Below are 15,787 nucleotides of genomic sequence, written 5' to 3'. Positions count from 1 at the left end.
TCAGGGCGAACGGAAGGGGAGAGCAAACGTTACGTCTGCACCGCAGCCTGCGCACCCATCGTGTCAGGTTCCTCCACCACGCCCGCCAATGCCTGCAGCGCCGCGACATGCCCGCGAAACGCGACACGTCCCGGCCGGGTCAGCGACGCCCAGGTCCGCTGCCGCCCATCCATCGCTGCCTTGCGCAGCCGGACATAGCCGGCTTCGGACAAAGCCGAGAGGTGCTTCGACAGCACGGAATCGCTGACATCGGCGGTCTCGCGCAGCATCGCGAATTCGGCATCCTGCACTGCAGCCAGCACTGCCATGATCTGCAGCCGCGCCGGTGGGTGGATCACCGGATCGAAGGCCAGCCGTGGCACGCTCACGCGGCCACACCCATCTCGCGCCGGAATGCGCGCTGCCACAGGATGCTGGCATAATAAGCGAGCCCCGCAGTGACGCCGCCGATCGCCACTGGCGCCCAGTGGATGCCGCGCTCACGGGCCAGCCAGACGCTGGCGAGATACAAAGCGAGAAAGATCGCCAGCATCGTGAAGGTGATGGGGCGGGTGCGTCCGGAGCGATAGCCGTTGATGAACATGCCCGTCCGCCGGCGATCCCACCGGACGATCAGCGCCACGCACGCGATCAGCGCCGCTTCTGCCACCAGCGTATAAAGCGTCGGCAAGGCCGGCGTGGCGACCAGGCATCCCATGACGGCGCCGAACGCCAGATGGCGCGCGGGCGGACAATCCGCCGCAGCGGCCAGACGGGCCTGCGATGCGCGCATCGCGGCCAGTGCCTCGGCTGCGTCGGTGGATGATGTGGACATGTGAATCTCCCTTTCCAATGTGGAAAGTGATGCGCTTCGCTTTCCACATCGTCAAGTCGTAATTTTCCACATTGGAAAGTGAATGGCCCTCCCGATTACGACGGGAAGGGTGAGGGTTAACCCTCTATTACCCTTCCCATATCTCCCGCTCCGGCGCATTCCCCCGCGTGAAGGAGCAAGCCCCCCATGCGCCGCATCATCCCGTTCATCGCCCTCGCGCTGACCGTCCCCGCCGCCGCCCAACGCGGCGCGCCCTTCACCATCGCCGAGACGGGCCAGGGCTTCGCGACGATCGACGACGCGGTGCAATCGGTGCGCATGGGCACTGCGACGATCCTCATCGCGCCGGGCGTCTACCACCAATGCACCGTGCAGGCGGGCGGGGTGATCACCTTCAAGGCAGTCCAGCCCGGCACCGCGATCTTCGACGGCACGACGTGCGAGGGCAAGGCGGCTTTCGTGCTGCGTGGCCAGGGATCGACCGTCGACGGCCTCGTCTTTCGCAACATGCGCGTGCCCGATGGCAACGGCGCCGGCGTGCGGACCGAGATGGGCAGCCTCACCGTCACCAATTCGATGTTCATGGACAGCCAGGAAGGCATTCTCGGCGGAGAACCGGTCAACCAGAAGATCGTGATCGACCGCTCGACCTTTGCCGGGCTCGGCCAGTGCGACGAGACGCCGGACTGCGCCCATGCCATCTATCTCGCCAATCAGGGATCGGTCTCGATCACCAATTCGCGCTTCGAACGCGGCACCGGCGGCCATTATGTGAAGCTGCGCATCCCCAATATCTCGATCACCGACAACAGCTTCGACGATACCGCCGGGCGCAAGACCAATTACATGATCGACCTGCCGGAAGGATCCACCGGCCTGATCACGCGCAACACGTTCGTCCAGGGGCGGCAGAAAGAGAACTGGACCGGTTTCGTGGTGGTCGCCGCGGAGGCGCGCAACTACCGCTCGGCCGGCCTGCGCGTGGAAGGCAATGTCGCGAGCCTCGCCCCGGGCGAGACGCGCAGCCCGGCCTTCGTCGCGGACTACAGTCATGAGCGGCTGGCGGTCGGCGCGAACAAGCTCGGCACCGGTATCCGGATGTTCGAGACGCGCTGAGCCTTTGTCGCGAGATGCGCCGGCGCGCTATAGGCCGGTCATGCCGTATCTCTTCCTCGCCATCGCGATCGCTTCGGAGGTCTGCGCGACTTCCTTCATGAAGCTGTCCGATGGCTTCACCCGCCCGGTGCCGGCGATCGTCACCGCGATCGGCTATGCGATCGCCTTTTATTTCCTGTCGCTGACCCTGAAGACAGTGCCGACTGGCATCGCCTATGCGATTTGGTCGGGCGTTGGCATCGTCCTGATCGCGGCGATCGCCTGGATCTTCCAGGGGCAGAAGCTCGACACTGCTGCCATGGCCGGGATGGCGCTGATCATCGCTGGCGTCGTCGTGATGAACGTCTTCTCGAAAGCGGCGGCGCACTGATCTTCGGCTATGGCCGTTCAGTCAGCGGTTCGGTTCGCTCGTAATAGGCCGTCCAGATGAGACCGAGAGCAGTCATGCCCAGCCAGAGGACTGCGCCGAACAGCCAGCCGTCGCCCACCGCAAACTCCACGACAAGCCATGCGAGAAGCACCGACGCCATCCCGACCCGATAGAGTGAGCGGTTCGGCCGCCGTGACCGTGTTTCGAAGAGCCAGCCCACACCAAGGAGGGCCAGAAACACAAGGCCACCCCTCACCGATCGAATCGAGATTCCCGCGCTCGCAAAATACAGGATGGCCAGCCACACCGGGAACATCGGGCTGCGCGATAGACGAAAGCCGGTCTTCGGTTCGCCGCCGTCCATAGGCCTAGCGCCACACCGGATTGGCGGTGAGGTCCGCCGGATACATCGTCAGATATTGCGCCATGCGTGGCCGATCGGTGCGGTTCGGGCTGGCGCCGTGCGGCAGGTCCTGCCGCCAGATGATCATGTCGCCAGCGTCTGCCGCAATCGTCACCGCCCCGCCGCTCAGGTCGACCTCGCGCGGGTCGCTATCGCCCACATTCTCAAGCCAGCCCTCGATCCCCTTGTGGAAACCCGGCACGAGCTGGAGCGCGCCCTGATCGGCGGACGTATCGGTGAGATAGAGGATGCCCTGAGTCGCGAACGGGATGGGCAGGGCCAGGCTCATGTCGAAATGCAGGCGCGGTCCGGGAAAGGCATAGCCCGGCCGCTCGGGCGGATTGAAGCTCAGCCGATCAGTGATCATCCAGAGATCGCTGGTACCCCAGAGTTGGGCATGTGCCTTGTGCACGCGGTGCGATTGCCGTGCCGCCTCCATCGCCGGGTCCTGGAAGTGCTGGACCATGATGCCGTTGGGGCGGCGCACATACCAGCTGTCCCGATCGTCCGGCGTGGCGTTCACCTGGCGCCAGAGCAGTTCTTCAGCCGCTCTGGCCTGTTCCGCGCTGATCGCCCGGCGCAGGATGACGTAACCATGCTCGTCCCAATGCGCCAGATCGTCCCGGCCAAGCACGGCCGGCGCGTCGTCGATCGCCTGCAGCATTCGCACGACCGCTTCAGGGGGCGGCGCGCCGTCGAGCCACGCATGGAACCGCGCGACCTTCACCGGATCGGCTTCTCCGGCAGTCTGCAGGATCCACGCCCGGAACGCCGCGAAGTCGGGTCGTTCGTCGCCGAGATAGGTCAGCGTCTGCTCGAGGCCGAGCCCCAGCACATCGAGCATCGGACGCAGCTCGGTTGCCCGAGTCGGCTGGGCTTGCGACCGGAAGCTGTGCCGCGCCCAGAATTCCTCGAGGCCCCGGACATCGAGCTGATCGTCAGGAGCGGAAGCGCGCGCGGCTGAGGAAGCGGTCATAGGCCCGGCAACATCGGCGAGCGTCGCGCGCCCGTCAATCGATCCTCTTATGAGGGACAGGTCGAGCCCGGCCCCGCATCGAGATCGAGGCAGCGCCCGTCCGGCTTCGGCGCGGAGACCGGCAGGCCGATCAGCCCGGCGAGCGTCGGCATGATGTCGACCGTCTCGACCGACAGCGGCTGTTCGAAGCCGACCATGCCCTTGCGCCAGAACAGGATCGGCACGCGCCGGTCATAATCCCAGAAGCTGCCATGGGTGGCGACGCTGCTCTTGGTCGGATCGGCGATCGGCGTGACGCGCGGCTTCATCGCCACCACGATGTCGCCCGATCGCGGCGCATAATAGGACGCCCGGGCGCGCTGCAGTAGAGTCCAGGTCTCGGGTGGGCCGCTCGGCGTGGGTGTCGCGGCGATCTGGTCCCGGCTGAACGCGGCATAGACCTGCGGATGCGCGCGGATGCGGACGAGCGCTTCCTTCAGCACCGCGGCACGTTGCGCCCTGGTGAGCTTGGGATCGATCCAGACGTCGCCCGATCCGGCATCGCCATAGAGCAGCGATCCGGTCACCTTGAGCTTCAGCTTGGCGATGATCTCCTTGCCGATCGCAGCCGGGGTGAAGGCCGGATCGATCCGCGCGGCCTCTGGAGCGGCATGCTCGCGGTTGCGTTCGGGCAGGTCGTGCCCGCCATGGTCGGCGGTCAGGACCACGGCATAATCGACGCCGGTCTTGTCGAGCACATCGAAGAACGAGCCGAGCGAGCGGTCGAGATTGGCGAGCTGAACGCACATCTCGTTGCCTTCGGTGCCATAGCCATGGCCGACATAGTCGGTGGCCGAGGCGCCGACCGCGATCAGGTCGGTCGTGCTGCCCTGGCCGAGTTTCATGTCCTGAACCATGCCAGCGGCGAGTGCGAGGATCGAGGCGTCGAAGGCGGGCGAGGCGCGAAATTTGTTCACGTCGCCGGCAGCACGCTCGAAGCGGCCGCTGCCGACCGTCTTGCCGCCGCCGACCGGAATGGCGCGGTCGTGCGGCAGGCAGAAATCGGGCTCGTCGAGCGGCCCCTGCGCCTGGGCGAGCAGCGCCGCAACCGTCGTGTTCGTCCGCTCGACCACCGGCGGCACGGCGCGGCCGGCATAGGAAACGAACGCCTTGCCGTCCCACCACCAGAGCTCATCGACCCTGTGGCCGCCCATCATCACCGCGGCGCGGTCCTTGCCCGCGACCGAGACGATGCGCGCCGCGGGATTCGTCGCCTTCATCCGCTCGCCGAGCGTCGGCACGAGCAGATGCTTGTCCGACACGGTATATTTGGAAGAGGTGCTACCGGGCACGCTCTCGTCCTCGGCGCAATAGACCTGTTTGTCGGCGCGCGGCGTCTTCAGATCGGCCCAGTTGTTGGCGATGATCCCGGTATGCTCGGGGCGGAAGCCCGAGAGGATCGTCGAATGGCCCGGGCAGGTCTCGGTCGCGGCATGGCTCTGATAGCCCGACGGGAAGACCGCGCCGTCCAGCAGCCGCCTGAAACCGCCAGTGAAGCGGTTGCGATATTCGGCGAACAGGTCGGCGGAGAACTGGTCGACCGAGATGGCGACGATCAACCTGGGGGGCGTCGTCGGCGTGGTGACAGGTGCGGGCGGCAGAGTATCCTGAGCGGAGAGGGGCGCCGCGATCGCGATGGCGGCCAGGGTGGCGAAAGATGCCAATCTTTTCACGTAATGATTCTCCGCGCTCAGGTGCAATGCACCGCGCCCGCCGCTATGGGCCAGCACGGGACTGCCGACAAGGATGGCCGATGCGCGCGTTGGGTTACCTGATTGTGACGTTTATGGCCGCACTGGCCGCGTTGGCTGGCGCGCATGCCGAAGGCCCGGCGGCGCTCGGCAAAGGGCCGCACCTTGCGATAAGGCTGGTCGCCGAGACGACGACGCCGGCTGCGGGGCAGGATGTGACGCTCGCACTCGACTCGCGGCCCGAGCCAGGCTGGCACGGCTATTGGCAGAATCCCGGCGATGCGGGTTTCCCGGCGACGCTCAAATGGACTCTCCCGAAGGACGTCGCCGTCGGCGAGCCCGCCTATCCCGTGCCCGGCATGCTGCTGATGGCCGGTCTGATGAATTATGTGTTCGAGGCACCCTATGCGCCTTTGGTCACGCTCAAGGTACCCGCGGGCCTCGCGACGGGAACGAGCCTGCCGGTGAAGCTCCACGCGCAATATCTGGTCTGCACCAAGACGCTTTGCGTGCCCGAGGAAGCCGATCTGTCGGTTGATCTGATCGTGGGCGATGGTGCCGTCTCTGCCGAGAGCCGGACGCGTTTCGATGCGTGGCGTCGCGCCATTCCAAAGCCGCTCGATGCAAAGGGGAGCTTCCAGAAAGAAGGTGAGCGGATCCGGATCGCCGTGCCGTATCCGGCGGGCGCGCCGCTGGCGGATGCCTATTTCTTCCCGATCACCACGGGGCTGGTCGATTACGCGGCCGAGCAGAAGGTGACACGCGATGGCGACCGCGTCGTGATCGAGACCAGGGCGGGCACAGGCGGCACCGGCCCGCTGGTCGGCGTATTGCGGATCGCGCCGGGGCAGGGGCTGATGGTGACGGCAGCGGCCGGCACTGTGGCGGCGGCATTGTCATCCGCAGGCGCGCCTGACGGCGTGCTGATGGCGACCTTGATCGCCTTTGCCGGCGCGATGCTCGGCGGGCTGATCCTCAACATCATGCCCTGCGTCTTCCCGATCCTCAGCCTCAAGGCACTGAGCCTTGCGCGGGGCCATCTCGACGAGCGCTCGGCGCGGCACGAGGCGCTGGCCTATACCGCTGGCGTCGTTGCGGTGTGCGTGGCGCTGGGCGGCGCGATCCTCGCGCTACGGGCAGGAGGGAGCGCGGTCGGCTGGGCATTCCAGCTGCAGGACCCGCGCGCGATCATGGTGCTGTTGCTGCTGACCGTGGCGCTCGCGCTCAACCTTGGCGGGCTGTTCGAGATCCCGACGCCGCGCTTCGTCAACCAGGCGGGCGGGGCGAGCGGCGCCTTCGCCACCGGCGCGCTCGCCGCCTTCATCGCCACCCCATGCACTGGTCCGTTCATGGGTGCGGCGCTGGGCGCGGCGCTGGTCCTCCCGTGGCCCGCTGCGCTCGCAGTGTTCGCCGGCCTCGGCCTCGGTCTTGCCTTGCCCTTCCTGGCCCTCGGTTTCGTGCCCGCGCTCCGCAAGCGCCTGCCCAAGCCCGGCGCATGGATGGAGACATTCCGCCGCATCCTGGCGATCCCGATGTGGCTGACCGCGATCGCGCTCGTCTGGGTGCTCGGCCGCCAGACCGGCGTCGATGGCATGACTCAGGGGTTGCTCGTCGCGCTCGGCGCGGCAATCGTGCTGTGGGCCGCAGGCCGGCGTCAGGCGCGCGGCCTGGGCTTCGGCATCACCGCCATGGTGATGCTGCTTGTGATCGTCGCCGGCGGCATCTGGCTCGCCGCGACGGCGCACCGCCCGCAGGCCGGCCCGGCGCAGACCACGGGCTCGGCCGAACCCTTCAGCGAAGCGCGGCTCGCGACACTCCGTGCCGAGGGCCGGCCGGTCTTCGCCTATTTCACCGCTGACTGGTGCCTGACCTGCAAGGTCAACGAGAAGGTCGCGATCGAGACCGACACGGCACAGTCCGCCTTTGCCGCACACAAGGTCGCGGTGATGGTCGGCGACTGGACCGATGGCGATCCCGTGCTTGGCCGCTTCATCCAGGCGCATAACCGTGCCGGCGTGCCGCTCTACCTCTATTATCCGCCGGGCGGCGCCGAGCCGGAGGTGCTCCCGCAGGTCCTTACGCCTGGTATGCTGGCCAAACTCGGCACCTGAAAACGCCCCTTGTGCGCCGCAACAAAACGTCGCAGCATGGAACTTGCGGGACACAGGGGGCTTTACCGTTCGATGGGGACACGACGCGCGTTTGACGAGATCATGGGGCAGAGCGGCTCGACCACGCCGCGACCGGAACTCGCCGCGCTCGGTAGCTGGCTCGACGAGACCCCTGACGCCGAACTTCGCCGCCGCCAGCAATCGGCTGAGGCGACCTTCCGCCAGCTCGGCATCACCTTCGCGGTCTATGGCGACAGCGATGCCTCGGAACGCATCATCCCGTTCGACATCGTGCCGCGAATCTTCCTCGCCGACGAATGGGCGCGCCTGTCCGAAGGGCTGGTGCAGCGCGTCGAGGCGATCAACGCATTCCTCGACGATATCTATGGCGAGCGGAAGATCCTCCAGGCGGGCGTCCTTCCCGAGGACCTGATCTTCGGCAACCCGCAGTTCCGGCCCGAGATCGCCGGCATGCGGCCGCCGCACGGCATCTGGGCGCATATCTGCGGTATCGATCTGGTGCGCACCGGGCCGGACGAATTCTTCGTGCTAGAGGACAATGCCCGCACGCCCTCGGGCGTCAGCTACATGCTGGAGAACCGCGAGGCGATGCTGCGCCTTTGCCCGGAGCTGTTCCGCGATTTCCGCGTGGCGGCGGTAGACTCGTATCCCGACCGTTTGCTCGAGACGATGAAGTCGGTTGCGCCGCACGGGTCCGGCCAGAACCCGGTCTGCGTCGTGCTGACGCCGGGCCATTTCAACTCGGCCTATTATGAGCACAGCTTCCTCGCGGATTCGATGGGCATCGAACTGGTCGAGGCAGCGGATCTCGTGGTCGATGACGACATCGTCTGGATGCGCACCATCGCCGGCCGGGTGAAGGTCGACGTGATCTATCGCCGCATCGACGACGATTATCTCGATCCCCTCGTGTTCCGCCCGGATTCGATGCTCGGCGTGCCTGGCCTGATCGCGGCATATGCCGCCGGCAATGTCGCCCTGCTCAACGCGCCCGGCAACGGCATCGCCGACGACAAGGCGATCTACAGCTATATGCCGGAGATCGTCCGCTTCTATTCCGGCGGCGAGCCCAAGCTGCCCAATGTCGAGACCTGGCGCTGCCGCGAGCCCCAGGCGCTTAAATACGTCCTCGACAACCTCAAGGACGTGGTGGTGAAGCTGGTCGACGGCTCGGGCGGCTATGGCATGCTGGTCGGGCCGACCGCGACCAAGGCCGAGATCGAAACCTTCCGCGCCGCGCTGATCGCCGAGCCGCATCGCTATATCGCGCAGCCGACCCTGGCGCTGTCGACGGTGCCGACTTTGAGCGATAGCGGCCTTGCGCCGCGGCATGTCGACTTCCGTCCGTTCGTGCTGACCGGCTCCAAGGGTATCCAGGTGGTGCCCGGCGGCCTGACGCGCGTAGCGCTCAAGGAAGGCTCGCTGGTGGTGAATTCGTCGCAAGGCGGCGGCACCAAGGACAGTTTCGTGCTGATGGACGGCGGGAATACGCAGGCCCAGACGCAGACTGGGGGCGGTATGAGCCAGGGGCAGGGGGGCGCCTGATGCTTTCCCGCACCGCCTCATCGCTCTACTGGCTCGGCCGCTATATCGAGCGCGCCGACTTCATCGCTCGGCTGGTCGAGGCGACCGTCCGTCTCGACGTGCTGTCGCCGCGCCCGGCGGGGGAGGCGGCCTGGGCCAGCGCGCTCGCCGTGACCGAGACCGACACCGCCTTCGCCGCCACCGGCGAGACCATGACTCAGCAACATGTCGCGCGCTTCCTCACGCTCGACGGCAGTCATCCGGGGTCGATCGTCCGCTGCCTTGACATGGCACGCAACAACGCGCGCGCCGTCCGCACCGCGCTCACCCGCGAGGCCTGGACGGCGATCAACCGTGCCTGGCTGATCTTCCACAGCCGCTCCAGCCCCGGCGGCGCCACCGCCACGCTCGGCCTGGTCGATGCGGTGAAGACCGAGGCACGCGGTTTCGAAGGTGCGATCCACCGCATGCTGCGTAACCAGACGACCTGGTTCATCCGGCTCGGCCAGGCAGTCGAGCGCGCCGACAACACCGCGCGCCTGCTCGACGTGAAATATCATTTGCTGCTGCCCGAAGGCGAGCAGGTCGGCGGCGTGGTCGACCGCGACCAATGGACCACGATCCTGCAGACCGTCTCGGCCGTGACGGCCTATCGCTGGCTTTATTCGGAAGGGCTGCGGCCCGCGAACGTGATCGACCTGCTGATCTCCCGCGCCGAACTGCCGCGCAGCCTCGCCGCTTCGGCCGAGGAGACGCTCGAGATCCTCAACCTGCTCGCCAAGCGCACCGGCCTGCACGGCGAGGCGGACCGTATGGCCCGCATGCGGCAGCAGCGCCTGGCCAAGACGCGTTCCGGCGAGGTCATCGCCAGCGGGCTGCACCAATATCTCCAGGCCTTCAACGCTGAGAATGATCTTCTCCACGAGGCGATCGGCCGGCAGTTCAAGTTCGGCTGATGCGGATAACCGTAGACCACCGCACGACCTATCGCTTTTCGGTTCCCCAAGGCCGCGTCACCCAGCTCCTTCGTCTCACCCCGAGCGGCACTGACGGCCAGGCCGTCGCGAGCTGGGGCATCCATGTCGATTGCGACGCCCGGATGCGCCACGGCCGCGACGGCTTCGGCAACCGCACGACGATGCTCTATGTCGATGGGCCGATCCACGGCATCGAGATCGAGGTGTCGGGCGAGGTCCTGACCAATGGCAGCGACGGCGTGCTGCACGGATCGGTCGAGCCGCTGCCGCCGGCCGTCTTCCTGCGATCGACGCCGCTGACCGAAGCGGGCGGCGCGCTCGCCGGTTTCGCGGCCGATGCGGTCGCGTCGGTGAGCGATGCGGTCGAGCGGATGCATGTACTGAATGTCGCCTTCCACAAGCATTTCACGCTCGATCGCGGCCGGCCGGTATCGGGGCGGAGCGCAGCCGAGGCTTTCGAGTCGAAGTCCGCGACGCTGCGCGACTTCGCCCAGATGTTCACTGCAGGCGCGCGCGGGTTGGGCGTGCCGGCGCGCTATGTCTCGGGCTACAGTTCTGCCTGTTTCATCGGCGATACGCCGCCCGCGCCGCATGGCTGGGCTGAGGTCTTTATCGAGGGGCTGGGCTGGGTGGCCTTCGACCCCTGCACCGGCCTGTCGGCTGACGACGCCTATGTGCGGGTCGCGGTTGCGCTGGATTCGGCCGGGGCGGCGCCCGTGGCGGGGTCGCGGCTGGGCGAAGGGCATGAGGAGCTGGACGTGGATCTGCACGTCGGGCGCGACAGCGCGCAGGACTAGTTCTTAAAGCCCGTCCGCTGAAGGGGAGGGGCTTGATTTGGCCTAAGCCAGCTCGTCCGCCATCAACACATTCTTCTGCGCCGGCGGGGCATAGGTCGCATCCTCGTCGGTCAGCAGGGCCCAGCCAGTTGGGCCGAGCACTTCGATCGGGCGATAGCGCGTCTTGTACGCCATCCGCTCCGATCCCTTCACCCAATAGCCGAGATAGACATAGGGCAGGCCGATGCTGCGCGCGCGCAGGATATGGTCCATGATGATCATGTTGCCGAGGCCCGCGCGTAGCGGATGGTCGGCGTCGAAGAAGCTGTAGATCATCGACAGCCCGTCGGCCTGCTGGTCGGTCAGGCACGCCCCGATCAGCCGCCCGCGCACGCCGTTCTGCGCCGGTTCGCGATATTCGATGATGTAGCTGTTGACCGGCGAATGCTCGACCATGTCGGCATAATCACCCTCGTCCATATCCGCCATGCCGCCGCCGGGATGGCGCGAGGCGAGATAGCGGCGCAGCAGCTGATATTGCTCGTCGGTCGCCCAGGCGCGGCAGGCAGTGACTTCCATGTCGCTGTTGCGGCGGATTTGCTTGCGCTGAGTCCCGTTGGGCACGAAGTCCGATGCCACGACGCGGACCGAGACGCAGGCGGTGCAGCCGGCGCAGCTCGGCCGGTACGCGACCGACTGGCTGCGGCGAAAACCGATCCGGCCCAACGCATCGTTGAGGTCGCCCGCATGCGGACCGTTGAGTTCAGTGAAGACCTTCCGCTCCTGGCGTCCCGGAAGATAGGGGCAGGGCGACGGGCTCGTCACGAAGAAGCGCGGAAAACGAAATGGCGCGGTCACCGCCTACAACCCCCTTTTCCACCCCGGCCCGATGCCTGGTTCGCCGCTGTTATGAATCGCCTGAGTCGTGATGAAAAGCGGCTTTACCATGAAAGAGAGTTAACGCCGCGGTTGGATTGAGTCTTGGAGATTCACGCCCCGGGCGGACTTGACGCGCATCATATCTCACCCGGCGACTCGCGAATAGAGTCGCCGGAATCGTTTCGTCGCAGTTCTGATTCAGTTCGTCAGGCGAGTTCGACCGGACTGACCTCGTATCCGTCGTGACGCAGCGCCGCCATCAACCGGTCGAGATGCGCCTTGTCCCGGGTCTCGCACTCGATATCGGTGATCAGGCCCTTGGCGGGCAAGGTCGTGAAGACGCGCTGATGATAAATCTCGATGATGTTGACCCGCTCCGCATCGAAGATCCGCGCGACGTTGAACAACGCGCCGGGCTGGTCCTGCAACCGGATACGCAGGCGCGCGAGCCGGCCCGACCGCGCAAGATCGCGCAGCAGCACATTGGCGAGCAGCCGCGTGTCGATATTGCCGCCGCACAAGATGGCGCCGACGGTCTTGCCCTTGAAGCGTTCCGGATGCTGCAGCAACGCGGCCAGGCCGGCGGCACCCGCGCCCTCGACCACGGTCTTCTCGATCTGGAGGAGCAGGCTGACCGACTCCTCCAGGCTGCGCTCGCTCACCAGCACGATGTCGTCGACCAGCGCCTTGACGATGCGCGCGGTGATCGATCCCGGCTCCTTTACCGCGATGCCCTCTGCCAGCGTGTCGCCGGCGCAGGGCAGGTCAGTGCCGTTGAGCCGGTTGTACATCGATGGGAACAGCTCGGCCTGTACGCCGATCACCTCGATCGGATGGTCCGCCGCCCGCGCGACCGTCGCGGTGCCGGAGATCAGCCCGCCGCCGCCGATCGGGACGATGAAAGTGTCGATCGCCGGCGCATCCTCGAGCATCTCGAGCGCGACCGTGCCCTGGCCCGCGATCACGCGGACATCGTCGAACGGATGGACGAAGGTCAGGCCGCGCTCTGCCTCGAGCTCGCGCGCATGGGCATAGGCCGCGTCGAAATTGGTGCCGAACAGCACGACAGTCGCGCCGTGCCCTTCGGTCTGGGTCACCTTCACCGTCGGCGTCGTCGTCGGCATCACGATCGTCGCGGGGATGCCGAGCCGGTTGGCATGATAGGCAAGGCCCTGCGCATGGTTGCCGGCCGAGGCAGCGATCACGCCTTTCGTCTCCGGAGGAAGCTGGAGCAGCGTGTTGAGCGCACCGCGCTCCTTGTACGCCGCGGTGAACTGCAGGTTCTCGAACTTCAGATAGACCGTCGCGCCGGTCAGCTTCGACAGGGTCTGGCTGATGAAGGTCGGCGTGCGCACGATCGACGCCGCAATCCGCGCATGCGCCGCCTGAACGTCAGCGAGGGTGACGGGGAGCGTTTCGGCGGCGGGCAGGGGATCGGTAGCCATAGGCGGGCGAGGTAGGCCCTGAAATCGTCAGCCGCAATGGTCGTTACGGCCTGCGCGGTGACTCTCAACTAGCATGACGCGAAAACACGCCTTATCGCGAGCAGCCATGACCAACATCGCATTCATCGGAACCGGAGTGATGGGCGCGCCGATGGCGGGGCATCTCGTCACCGCCGGCCACACCGTCACCGTCTACAACCGCTCGCGCGCCAAGGCGGAAGCCTGGGCCGAGAAATATGGGGGCACCGTCGCCGCGACCCCCGCCGAGGCCGCGGCGGGCAAGGATGCGGTGTTCAGCTGCGTCGGCAATGACGACGACCTGGCCGAGATCACCCTGGGCGCTGACGGCGTGTTCGGTACGATGACCGCAGGGGCATTGTTCGTCGATCATACCACCGTCTCAGCGAAGATCGCGCGGCGGCTGGCGGAAGAGGGCGGGGCGAAGGGTCTGCTCGTCGTCGATGCTCCCGTTTCGGGCGGCCAGGCGGGCGCCGAGAACGGCAAGCTCTCGATCATGTGCGGCGGTACCGCCGAGGCGATGGCCGCGGCCGAACCGCTGATGCAGGCCTATGCGCTGCGCATCGTCCATATCGGCGAGGCCGGCGCGGGCCAGACGACCAAGATGGTCAATCAGATCGCGATCGCCGGCGTCGTGCAGGGCGTCGCCGAGGCGCTGCGCTTCGCCCAGGTCAGCGGGCTCGATACCGACAAGGTGTTCGAGGCGGTGTCGGGCGGCGCTGCGTCGAGCTGGCAGATGGTCAATCGCTGGGCGACGATGAGCGAGGACAAGTTCGACTTCGGCTTCGCGGTCGACTGGATGCGCAAGGATCTCGGCCTCACCCTGGACGAGGCACGCCGCAACGGCGCGACCCTGCCGCTCACTGCGCTGGTCGATCAATTCTATGCCGACATCCAGAAAATGGGCGGCGGCCGCAACGACACGAGTTCGCTGGTGCGCAGGTTGCCGCGGTGAAGCAATTTGTCGCGGCGGCCACCGCGCTTTCATTTGCCGCCGTCCCAGCCTTCGCCGATTCGCTTGTCGACAATGTCAACGGCATGACGCTCGACAAGGACGGCAAGGTCATCCACTTCAACGGCGTGCTGATGACGCCCGATGGCAAGGTCATCCGGCTGATGCAGCCGAACGACAAGCGCCCTGAAAAGCTCGACTGGCGCGCCGACATGAAGGGTAAGGTGCTGCTCCCCGGCTTCATCGACGCACACGGCCATGTGATGGACCTCGGCTTCCGCGACGTCGAACTCGACCTCTCCGGAACGAAATCGCTCGACGAGGCCAAAGCGAAGATCGCCGCCTATGTCGCGGCCAACCCCGACAAGAAATGGATCCTGGGCGGCGGCTGGAACCAGGAGCTCTGGGCGCTCGGCCGCTTTCCGACCGCGGCCGACCTCGATTCAGTAGTCAGCGACCGCCCGGTCTGGCTCTCCCGCGTTGATGGCCATGCGAGCTGGGCGAACGGCGCGGCGATGAAGGCGGCCGGCGTGACGGCGAAAAGCGTCTCGCCTCCGGGCGGCCGGATCGAGAAGACCGGCACCGCGCCGAACGGCGTGTTCGTCGATGCGGCGCAGGACCTCATTGCCAAGGCCGTACCGCAACCCTTGCCCAAGGACCGCGACGCGGCCCTGCTCAAGGCCCAGGCGAAATTGCTCAGCCTCGGTGTCACCGCGACCGCGGACATGGGCAGCTCGCTCGACGACTGGCTCAGCTATCGCCGCGCTGGCGATGCGGGCGCGCTGCGCGTCCGCATCATGAGCTATGGCAACAGCGTCGAGACCGCCATCCGGGTCGGCGGCGCGGGGCCGACGCAATGGCTCTATGCCGATCGGCTGCGCATGGGCGGGGTGAAGCTCTACGCCGATGGCGCGCTCGGCTCGCGCGGGGCGTGGCTCAAGGCGCCGTACAGCGATGCCCCGAAGGAAACCGGCCTCGGTTTCCTTGCTGACGACGTCATCCGCAACCTGATGAGTCGGGCCGCGATGGACAATTACCAGGTCGCGGTCCACGCGATCGGCGACAAGGCCAATGCGCAGGTGCTCGATGCGATCGAGGAACTGTCGGAAACCTACAAGGGCGATCGCCGCTGGCGGATCGAGCACGCCCAGATCGTCGATCCGGCCGATCTGCCGCGCTTCGGCCAGCATGGCACGATCGCATCGATGCAGCCGACCCACCAAACCTCGGACCGGGCGATGGCCGAGGCGCGGCTAGGTTCGGACCGGCTCGCGGGTGCCTATGCCTGGGCGTCGATGCTGAAGAACGGCTCCGTCCTGGCCTTCGGCTCGGACTATCCGATCGAAAGTCCGGACCCCTTTGCCGGCTGGGCTGCGGCCTTTACCCGCCAGGATGCGGAAGGCCAGCCCTATGGCGGCTGGCGCCCGGAAGAGAAGCTGACGCGCGAACAGGCCTGGTGGGCGTTCACCGGCGCCGCTGCCTATGCCGGGTTCGCGGAGGACAAATTCGGCCGCCTCGCCCCCGGCCAGCGCGCCGACTTCATCATCGTCGACCGCGACCCGCTGCTGGCCAGCCCGAGTGAGCTACGCGCGACGAAGGTGGAAGAGACCTGGGTGGGTGGGCACAAGGAGTATGTGCGGAGGTAGCGGAGACCGGCCCCCCAAAAAACGAAAGG

Annotated in this window: 15 protein-coding genes; 8 read left to right on the top strand and 7 right to left on the bottom strand. The window is 66.7% G+C overall.

The features are described from left to right. Positions 1–29: 29 nt before the first annotated feature. Positions 30–368, bottom strand: coding sequence for a transcriptional regulator (locus WC729_RS02250; protein WP_372849094.1), 339 nt, complete (start codon positions 366–368; stop codon positions 30–32). Continuing rightward, positions 365–814: a hypothetical protein gene (locus tag WC729_RS02245; RefSeq protein ID WP_372849092.1), complete on the bottom strand. Its 450-nt coding sequence runs from the start codon at positions 812–814 to the stop codon at positions 365–367. Before WC729_RS02245 ends, WC729_RS02250 begins: the two co-directional genes overlap by 4 nt. Before the next feature lie 186 nt (positions 815–1,000). On the opposite strand from WC729_RS02245, the gene WC729_RS02240 reads away from it, so the two are divergent. Both WC729_RS02240 and WC729_RS02235 read left to right on the top strand, forming a co-directional pair. After that, on the top strand, positions 1,001–1,930 hold the full coding sequence (locus tag WC729_RS02240) for a right-handed parallel beta-helix repeat-containing protein (protein ID WP_372849090.1): 930 nt from the start codon (positions 1,001–1,003) through the stop codon (positions 1,928–1,930). A gap of 40 nt (positions 1,931–1,970) precedes the next feature. Beyond that, positions 1,971–2,300: a multidrug efflux SMR transporter gene (locus WC729_RS02235; protein WP_372849088.1), complete on the top strand. Its 330-nt coding sequence runs from the start codon at positions 1,971–1,973 to the stop codon at positions 2,298–2,300. Between the two features lie 7 nt (positions 2,301–2,307). On the opposite strand, the gene WC729_RS02230 is transcribed toward WC729_RS02235, so the two are convergent. Genes WC729_RS02230 through WC729_RS02220 form a run of 3 tightly spaced genes read right to left on the bottom strand, consistent with a single transcriptional unit; the run spans position 2,308 to position 5,382 of the window. Then, complete coding sequence (locus WC729_RS02230) at positions 2,308–2,664, bottom strand: hypothetical protein (RefSeq protein WP_372849086.1); 357 nt, start codon at positions 2,662–2,664, stop codon at positions 2,308–2,310. A gap of 4 nt (positions 2,665–2,668) precedes the next feature. After that, on the bottom strand, positions 2,669–3,679 hold the full coding sequence (locus tag WC729_RS02225) for a phytanoyl-CoA dioxygenase family protein (protein WP_372849084.1): 1,011 nt from the start codon (positions 3,677–3,679) through the stop codon (positions 2,669–2,671). 47 nt (positions 3,680–3,726) lie between these two features. Beyond that, on the bottom strand, positions 3,727–5,382 hold the full coding sequence (locus WC729_RS02220; protein WP_372849082.1) for an alkaline phosphatase family protein: 1,656 nt from the start codon (positions 5,380–5,382) through the stop codon (positions 3,727–3,729). Positions 5,383–5,471: 89 nt separating this feature from the next. Between WC729_RS02220 and WC729_RS02215 the strand changes: the two genes are divergently transcribed. The 4 genes from WC729_RS02215 (at position 5,472) to WC729_RS02200 (ending at position 10,839) form a co-directional block, all read left to right on the top strand. Continuing rightward, entirely contained in the window at positions 5,472–7,520 is a 2,049-nt protein-coding gene (locus WC729_RS02215; RefSeq protein ID WP_372849080.1) for a protein-disulfide reductase DsbD family protein, read from the top strand. A 72-nt stretch (positions 7,521–7,592) separates the two neighbouring features. Beyond that, entirely contained in the window at positions 7,593–9,086 is a 1,494-nt protein-coding gene (locus tag WC729_RS02210) for a circularly permuted type 2 ATP-grasp protein (RefSeq protein ID WP_372849078.1), read from the top strand. After that, positions 9,086–10,021 carry an alpha-E domain-containing protein gene (locus tag WC729_RS02205; protein ID WP_372849076.1) on the top strand — a complete coding sequence of 312 codons (936 nt, stop codon included), beginning with the start codon at positions 9,086–9,088 and terminating at the stop codon, positions 10,019–10,021. Before WC729_RS02210 ends, WC729_RS02205 begins: the two co-directional genes overlap by 1 nt. Then, positions 10,021–10,839 carry a transglutaminase domain-containing protein gene (locus WC729_RS02200; RefSeq protein ID WP_372849074.1) on the top strand — a complete coding sequence of 273 codons (819 nt, stop codon included), beginning with the start codon at positions 10,021–10,023 and terminating at the stop codon, positions 10,837–10,839. The genes WC729_RS02205 and WC729_RS02200 overlap by 1 nt, the downstream gene beginning before the upstream one ends. A 42-nt stretch (positions 10,840–10,881) precedes the next feature. Here the strand turns inward: WC729_RS02200 and WC729_RS02195 are convergent, their stop codons facing one another. Next, complete coding sequence (locus WC729_RS02195; protein ID WP_372849072.1) at positions 10,882–11,676, bottom strand: arginyltransferase; 795 nt, start codon at positions 11,674–11,676, stop codon at positions 10,882–10,884. 227 nt (positions 11,677–11,903) lie between these two features. Continuing rightward, a complete protein-coding gene (locus WC729_RS02190; RefSeq protein WP_372849070.1) occupies positions 11,904–13,142 on the bottom strand; it encodes a threonine ammonia-lyase in 1,239 nt (412 codons plus the stop codon). A 73-nt stretch (positions 13,143–13,215) separates the two neighbouring features. Between WC729_RS02190 and WC729_RS02185 the strand changes: the two genes are divergently transcribed. Together WC729_RS02185 and WC729_RS02180 are read left to right on the top strand one after the other, a co-directional pair. Then, complete coding sequence (locus WC729_RS02185; protein ID WP_372849068.1) at positions 13,216–14,115, top strand: NAD(P)-dependent oxidoreductase; 900 nt, start codon at positions 13,216–13,218, stop codon at positions 14,113–14,115. Then, a complete protein-coding gene (locus WC729_RS02180) occupies positions 14,112–15,758 on the top strand; it encodes an amidohydrolase (RefSeq protein ID WP_372849066.1) in 1,647 nt (548 codons plus the stop codon). Before WC729_RS02185 ends, WC729_RS02180 begins: the two co-directional genes overlap by 4 nt. Positions 15,759–15,787: the final 29 nt, after the last annotated feature.

The organism is Sphingomonas sp. (assembly GCF_041661825.1).
Taxonomy (GTDB): Bacteria; Pseudomonadota; Alphaproteobacteria; order Sphingomonadales; family Sphingomonadaceae; genus Sphingomonas.
Note: the sequence above shows the minus strand (reverse complement) of the source record. Positions and strands in the feature narration are given on the sequence as shown.

Coding starts and splice junctions, on each gene's coding strand:
- WC729_RS02210 (WP_372849078.1), top strand. CDS start 7,593: ATGGGGACACGACGCGCGTTTGACGAGATCATGGGGCAGAGCGGCTCG.
- WC729_RS02235 (WP_372849088.1), top strand. CDS start 1,971: ATGCCGTATCTCTTCCTCGCCATCGCGATCGCTTCGGAGGTCTGCGCG.
- WC729_RS02230 (WP_372849086.1), bottom strand. CDS start 2,664: ATGGACGGCGGCGAACCGAAGACCGGCTTTCGTCTATCGCGCAGCCCG.
- WC729_RS02215 (WP_372849080.1), top strand. CDS start 5,472: ATGCGCGCGTTGGGTTACCTGATTGTGACGTTTATGGCCGCACTGGCC.
- WC729_RS02185 (WP_372849068.1), top strand. CDS start 13,216: ATGACGCGAAAACACGCCTTATCGCGAGCAGCCATGACCAACATCGCA.
- WC729_RS02245 (WP_372849092.1), bottom strand. CDS start 814: ATGTCCACATCATCCACCGACGCAGCCGAGGCACTGGCCGCGATGCGC.
- WC729_RS02240 (WP_372849090.1), top strand. CDS start 1,001: ATGCGCCGCATCATCCCGTTCATCGCCCTCGCGCTGACCGTCCCCGCC.
- WC729_RS02205 (WP_372849076.1), top strand. CDS start 9,086: ATGCTTTCCCGCACCGCCTCATCGCTCTACTGGCTCGGCCGCTATATC.
- WC729_RS02200 (WP_372849074.1), top strand. CDS start 10,021: ATGCGGATAACCGTAGACCACCGCACGACCTATCGCTTTTCGGTTCCC.
- WC729_RS02190 (WP_372849070.1), bottom strand. CDS start 13,142: ATGGCTACCGATCCCCTGCCCGCCGCCGAAACGCTCCCCGTCACCCTC.
- WC729_RS02225 (WP_372849084.1), bottom strand. CDS start 3,679: ATGACCGCTTCCTCAGCCGCGCGCGCTTCCGCTCCTGACGATCAGCTC.